The sequence below is a fragment of the Desulfosporosinus sp. OT genome (genome assembly GCF_000224515.1).
In the GTDB taxonomy this organism is placed as follows: Bacteria; Bacillota; Desulfitobacteriia; order Desulfitobacteriales; family Desulfitobacteriaceae; genus Desulfosporosinus.
Window position 1 is genome coordinate 22,345 of record NZ_AGAF01000007.1, and the last position, 6,579, is coordinate 28,923.

Here is a 6,579-nt window from a genome sequence, read left to right on the forward strand (position 1 = left end):
GCTACTGAAACAAGAGTAGGATATATAGCTACCTAAACTATGTAGAACGTTTGGCTACCTATACTATAATGATAGAGTGGGTGAAGATATGAAGATCGGAGAGTGGCATTTCCCAGAAGAATTACACTATGATGAACACCATCAGTGGCTCAAAAGGGAAGGGAATACTATCATCATAGGCTTAACCGATTACGGTCAATACACCAGGGGGGATATTTTGTACTTGAGTTTGCCAGAAGCCGGTACTCAGGTGAAGGCAGGAGAGGCCGTAGGTTCTCTGGAAACGGGAAAATGGGTTGGGCGTTTTTATGCTCCCCAGACAGGGGAAATCTGTGCCGTGAACGCGGAGGTCCTAGAAAACGCACGCTTGATTAATCAAGATCCCTATGGGCTCGGTTGGCTCTTTAAAATTAAAACTCATTCCTCTGAAGGGCAAATGCTGATGACCGTGGAGCAACTCAAGGTATGGTTAGACAGGGAGTTAGAAAGGGAGAAAGCCTGTGATGTCTAACACTCACGATTATCGTTCCCAAGGTGAACTTACCCAGGAGATAGAGGAAATGGGTTTAGAAAGTCCGGAGGTTATCCAAACGAGTCTTGCGGCCGCCATGACCCTCGGTTTAAAAGGCGGTACTTTTTATCGCGATGCCAAGCTCACCTGCTTAAACTTACTCCTGACTTATAAAGAGGGCTGTCAGGGACGCTGTGGGTATTGTGGTTTGGAACAAAAACGTTCCGAAAAAACTAAAGGAACAACCTTCATTCGGGTTGCTTGGCCCACCTACTCCTTTGATCTCATTCTTGAACGGACAAAACAATATCAAAGCTCTTTGAAACGAATTTGCCTATCCATGATTACCCATAAAAGAGCCTTTGAGGATTCATTAAATCTCGTATCCCGCTTACACAGGGAAGTCAATTTGCCGATTAGTATTCTGTGTGCCCCAACGTTGATCCACAAGACGGAAGACCTGCAAAAACTCAAGGAGGCTGGCGCAGATCAACTTGGGGTGTCGATTGACACAGCCACCGCAGAAATCTTCCAAAAATACCGCGGAAAAGGTGTACGAGGACCTCATCGCTGGGATCATTACTGGGAGATTCTAAGAAAGGGTGTTGCTGTTTTTGGACAAGGCCAGGTCAGTGTTCATCTCATTGTCGGTCTAGGAGAAAGCGAACAAGAGATGGTCAGGACTTTTCAGCAAGTCCACGATTTAGGCGCGGTGGTTCATCTCTTTTCGTTCTATCCCGAACCAGGGAGTGCTTTGTCTGAGAAAGCAGCACCCTCCCTTGGTCAATACCGCCGTATGCAATTAGCCCGTTATCTAATTATGAATGATTTGGCGAAGGCCACAACTATGCGCTTTAATAGTTCTGAACAAGTTTATGATTTTGGCATGGATGTCGAACCTTTTGTCGCATCCGGCCAACCTTTTCGCACGTCCGGCTGTCCCGGGAAGGATGGAGAAACGGCCTGCAATCGGCCTTATGGCAATGAACGCCCAGGTACGACCCTGGCCAATTATCCCTTTATTCCCAATATGCGAGATGTGGAGCAAATAAGAGGTGAACTCTACGTCGGGCTCATGGAGGGTGTTGAACAATTGTGAATTCGAGGGATGACCTGTTGAAACTGGCACTCCCTACTAGGGATTTAGAAGAGCTAAGGTGCTCCGAACTTCGTCAAAAGGATCCAAAAACGATGATCGAAAAGATGATTGTCGAAGGTTGGACGGAATTTGATCAGAGCGCAAACTTATCTGATCTACTAAAAGGCGCCTGGAATCTGCGCCGAAAATCCTTCCCTGATTTCATCCACTTTGCAGTTCCAGGCGGGAGGCACTATGATGGAAAGTATTTTAGCAATGCAGGTCGATTTCTCAATGTGAGCATCACAGGAATGGCCTGTGCTCTTCAATGTGACCATTGTCAGGGGACAATGCTGAATGGAATGATTCCGGCTCCAACCCCTGAAATACTTCAGGAACTGGGAACCACCCTGCGAAAAAAAGGCGTTACCGGGCTTCTTATAACAGGAGGATGTAATCATGAGGGACAGGTCCCCCTTAAACCTTTTTTAGCGGTAATTGCTTATCTGAAATCCCTAGACTTTACGATTCATGTGCATACGGGCTTAGCAGATAAGGAAACAGCAGTTGGGTTGAAACGGGCTGAAGTTGATAAGGTTTTTTTGGATATGATTGGTGATTCCGCTACAATTCGCAAGGTTTATCATCTTGACCGCAAGCCTAATGCTTATATAAATGCTTTAGAAATTCTGCTGGCCGAGAATTTAGATGTTGTCCCGCATGTGGTTCTCGGCTTAAACTACGGTAAAATCATGGGAGAAGAAAATATCATTCAAACGTTAAGTGACTATCCTTTGGAAACGTTGGTGTTAGTTGCTTTACGATCCGTGCCAGGTACTCCAATGGGCGGAGTCAGTGGACCAGATCCGGCTGAGATCGTCAGGATCACCGCTCAAACTCGTCTTTTGAATCCTTCGCTAAAACTTAGTTTTGGTTGTGCTCGACCTTATACTCAAAAGGCTTGGTTGGAGAGAGGGCTCATAGCGGCGGGTATCAATACCTTGGCTTTTCCACTGGATGAAACCATAGACTTCGCTTTAGCACATGGGTTGGAACCTGTCATGAGTGAAATGTGTTGTGGTGGACTGTAGGGGGAAAGTAGAACTAAAGTGGGGAGCGATTATAATGCCGATTGAACTTTTTGACCCGATAGCTGGAGATTATGACAACTGGTACGACACGGAAATAGGACGAGTAATCGATCAAGTTGAGCGGGATCTAGCTAGTCAGCTCTTTCAGCCATCCGGTTCCAAGATGCTAGAAATTGGGTGTGGAACCGGACAATACACCACTATGCTAGCAAAACAGGGGTATCATATCACGGCTGTAGATATTTCTGAAAAAATGATGGCCCAAGCTCGAGAAAAGATTGTGAACTCAGGCTATCAGGTTAAGTGGCTTAATGCGGATATTACTCAAATTATGGCTCAGCTTGAACAATATCATGGTATTCTTTCAATGAGTGCTTTTGAGTTTATTCCGAATCCGGAGGAAATTTTAGCTGGATTATTTGAGCATCTAGAGCCTAAAGGATGTCTGGTGATTGGAATTATTGCAGGAGAATCTTCCTGGAGTGAGTTCTATGGTAGGAAAGCTAATACAAAACCTGAATCCGTTTTTGCCCACGCACGATTTTACACGGAATCTGAAATTCGTCAATGGAAGGTAGGCGGACGGCTGGAAATCGGCAAAGCACTCTATTTTCCGCCTGAGGTGTCTTCGATAGAACAAGCTTTAACAATTGAAAAGCAAAAAAATACGAATCCTGGTTTTCTGGTCGCTAAGTGGGTCAAAGAATGAGCGTGGATATCTGATAAAAGAGAGCCACAAATTTCGGACTCTCTTTTATTTATTGCGTGGTTCAATCATAAGCGTGTACAGCTTATAATTGGTGTGACAAAGTGAGTATTACAATTCGTAAAACCTGTACCGTAAATGCCATAGGGTTAACTTAAAAGTTCAAAGGAGCAAGTAGCTAAGATTTTCATCCGACCAGCTACTTGCTCCTTTATTTACACTATTTGTCCATAATACGATTCATAAGACGCATCGAACACATTTCTCCGCACATTGTGCAGCTGTCCTGATGCTCGGGGGCGGACTCTTTACGATAGCGTTCCGGTTTTTCCCGGTCCAAGGCCAGGTCAAACATTTTTTCCCAATCCATAACTTGTCTGGCTTGGCTCATTTCCCTATCCCAATCGGCAGCTCCGGGTATCCCTTTGGCGATATCCGCGGCATGAGCAGCGATCTTGACTGCTATGATTCCTTCGCGCACGTCGTCTAAAGTCGGTAATCGAAGGTGTTCAGCCGGTGTCACATAACACAGAAAATCTGCTCCCACCGAGGCGGCTAAAGCTCCGCCGATGGCACTGGTGATGTGATCGTAACCGGGAGCAATGTCAGTGACCAACGGTCCCAGAATGTAAAAAGGGGCACCGTGGCAAAGCTTTTTCGCCAACTGGACATTGGCCACAACCTCATTCAAGGGAACATGGCCTGGTCCTTCAATCATGACTTGAACATTGCGTTGCCAAGCCCTCTGAGTTAATTCTCCCAGGACAATCAATTCGGAAATTTGGGCACCGTCGGTAGCATCGGCAATGCTGCCCGGTCGGCAGGCATCTCCTAGGCTTAGGGTCACGTCGTATTTAGCACAGATATCGAGGAGATCATCGAAATATTCGTAAAAAGGGTTTTCCTGCCCAGTCAGTTCCATCCAGGCATATAATAAGGAACCGCCCCGGGAAACAATGTTGGTGACCCGTGAGGTCTTCCGGAAGTGTTGAGCGGTTTCCCGGTTTATACCAGCGTGGATGGTGACAAAATCGACACCGTCTCGGGCGTGCTGTTCGACTACGGCTAAAAATTCTTTGGGAGTAATGTCTTCTAATTTTTTATCTAAATAACCAAGGGCATCATACATAGGAACCGTACCGATCATAGCTGGAGACATGTCAATAAGTCGGTGGCGGAATTCGACGGTTTTACCATAGTTGCTGAGATCCATAATCGCTTCCGCTTTCATATCTAAAGCCATGCGTACTTTACCCAGCTCACTATCGATGTTGGCACACTCTGGGGAGATGCCCAAGTTGACGTTAATCTTTGTTTTAAGCCCCAGACCAACGCCCTCTGGACTTAACGAAGTGTGATTATGGTTAGCAGGGATGGCTATGCTTCCTGCTGCCACCCGGAGTCTGATTTCTTCAGCACTCAAACCCTCTTTATCAGCAACCGTTTGCATGGCCGCTGTGATGACTCCATTTTTAGCTTGTTGCATTTGTGTACTCATCAAATCACGCTCTTTCAATAAGATTTCTCTAATGTTAGTGCTTGTATAATTTTGCAAATGATAATCTTGCCCACAATTTTCGATTTTTTGATTTTCAATGAATATTGGTTAATCCGTGAAGGATACGGGGACAAGGGGATGTTTTGTAATGAAAACCCTCGATTTTCATCCTTAGTGGTGCAAGGCTATCCTTGCATAAAATTTGTTTGACTTGGCATTAAAAGTCTAAGCTCTCAAAATACGTTGAAGACTCTTGATTTTGTCTGGGATATCTGGGTTACCCACAATCTCGCTAACTAAGGCGATAGTCCGAGCTCCCGCCTTGACGATTGCGGCTAGATTATGCTCCTTGATGCCGCCGATTGCGACAAAGGGGATCTCCAGATTCTTAACGACGTAGTCTAAATAGTCCAGTCCGACCGGATCACACACATCAACTTTGGTCTGGGTGGCAAATATCGGTCCTACTCCGATGTAATCAGCACCATCCTTTACTGCTGCTTGTGCTTGAGCGGGCGAATGGGTGGAAACCCCAATGAGGAGATTGGGGCCAACGAGCTCACGGACCTTGGACAGAGGCAAATCGTCTTGCCCAATGTGCACGCCATCAGCGCTCACGGCAAGTGCCAGATCTAAGTGGTCATTGATAATGAACAAGGCACCCGCTTGATGGGTCATAGCCCGTAGTACCAGACATTCCTCATACATAACTCTGACCTTTTTGTTCTTCTCCCGGTACTGAAGGATCGGGACGCCAGCGGCCAAAATCTCACCAGCCACTTCAAGATTGCTGCGGCCCAGAGAGTGGGGCTCGGAGGTAAGGGCATAGATACCAGCGGGAAGAGTGCGCTTTGTTACAGCTTTGTTCATAATGGGTCACTTCCTTCGTTCTACTAGTAAAAAAGTTTAACTGGACGATACCAGCCAGAGAAGATGACATTCTGGAAGTATAGAATATAACTAAGTCAGCCACCTGCGCTAAAGCTTAGAGCCAGCTAAGTTTTCGTTAAGTGCCCAGGCCAAAACCAAATTAGCTTGTTTAGCAGCCACAACACCGACACGGGGAGAGAAGGGTGGCTGGTCTTTGGCCACGTCGGTACAGAAATCTCCGACGACAGATAAGCCTGAACCCCAATGCATGGTTCGGATCGTATCAGTATCTCCCCAACCGGCCAGCCCAGACGCTCCTATGACTTTTTTTCCAGCCGCCAGCCCTTCTTCCACGAACATTTTCTTTGAGGCAGTCTGGTCAAAACCCTCTACCCATATTAAACATTGCCCAAAGATCGACTGGACATTATCAGGTGTCACGAGAACCGGCCATAATTTCAAATCTAAGTCAGGGTTGATCCTTAATAGGTTCTCAGCCAGAGCTTCAGCCTTCAAGAGTCCTAATTGATCTGGAAAATAGACTTGTCGATTCAGGTTGCTGGCTTCTACGCGGTCAAAATCGGCTAGGACTAGGTGTGAAAACCCACTGCGCACTAAGTGCCAAGCGACATTGGAACCCAAGCCACCTAAACCAGCGATTCCTACGGGAGTTTGTCGAACTTTAGCTAATTGTTCTGGAGACAATGTCCCGGCTAAGCCAGTCATTAAAGGATTCATAGCCCGACAGCGTCCTTTGTACGCATATCTACCCAGTCGCAAAAAGCCGGCAGATAGCCTCTGGCCCGGATCATCTGCACCACTTCC

The 6,579-nt window shown here is 46.5% G+C and carries 7 protein-coding genes; 4 read left to right on the plus strand and 3 right to left on the minus strand.

Features of this window, described 5'->3' with window-relative positions; translation table 11 throughout:
• The first annotated feature begins 76 nt into the window (after window positions 1-76).
• Genes gcvH through DOT_RS00385 form a run of 4 tightly spaced genes read left to right on the plus strand, consistent with a single transcriptional unit; the run spans window position 77 to window position 3,389 of the window.
• Window positions 77-511 carry a glycine cleavage system protein GcvH gene (gene gcvH, locus DOT_RS00370; RefSeq protein WP_242833729.1) on the plus strand — a complete coding sequence of 145 codons (435 nt, stop codon included), beginning with the start codon at window positions 77-79 and terminating at the stop codon, window positions 509-511.
• Window positions 504-1,610, plus strand: a complete 1,107-nt coding sequence (locus DOT_RS00375; RefSeq protein ID WP_009612781.1) for a radical SAM protein — start codon at window positions 504-506, stop codon at window positions 1,608-1,610. The genes gcvH and DOT_RS00375 overlap by 8 nt, the downstream gene beginning before the upstream one ends.
• The gene (locus tag DOT_RS00380) at window positions 1,607-2,680 is read left to right on the plus strand and encodes a radical SAM protein (protein WP_009612782.1); all 1,074 of its coding nucleotides are present in this window, start codon (window positions 1,607-1,609) and stop codon (window positions 2,678-2,680) included. The genes DOT_RS00375 and DOT_RS00380 overlap by 4 nt, the downstream gene beginning before the upstream one ends.
• Before the next feature lie 34 nt (window positions 2,681-2,714).
• Window positions 2,715-3,389: a class I SAM-dependent methyltransferase gene (locus DOT_RS00385; RefSeq protein ID WP_009612783.1), complete on the plus strand. Its 675-nt coding sequence runs from the start codon at window positions 2,715-2,717 to the stop codon at window positions 3,387-3,389.
• 217 nt (window positions 3,390-3,606) lie between these two features.
• Here DOT_RS00385 and thiC read toward each other — a convergent pair whose 3' ends face one another.
• The 3 genes from thiC to thiF form a co-directional block, all read right to left on the minus strand.
• A complete protein-coding gene (thiC, locus tag DOT_RS00390; RefSeq protein WP_040410836.1) occupies window positions 3,607-4,884 on the minus strand; it encodes a phosphomethylpyrimidine synthase ThiC in 1,278 nt (425 codons plus the stop codon).
• 225 nt (window positions 4,885-5,109) lie between these two features.
• Window positions 5,110-5,754 (minus strand): thiamine phosphate synthase, encoded by a 645-nt coding sequence (gene thiE, locus DOT_RS00395; protein ID WP_009612786.1) that lies wholly within the window; start codon window positions 5,752-5,754, stop codon window positions 5,110-5,112.
• A 108-nt stretch (window positions 5,755-5,862) separates the two neighbouring features.
• Window positions 5,863-6,579, minus strand: a 717-nt coding sequence (thiF, locus tag DOT_RS00400) for a sulfur carrier protein ThiS adenylyltransferase ThiF (RefSeq protein ID WP_282433419.1), incomplete at its 5' end; no start/stop codon positions are given.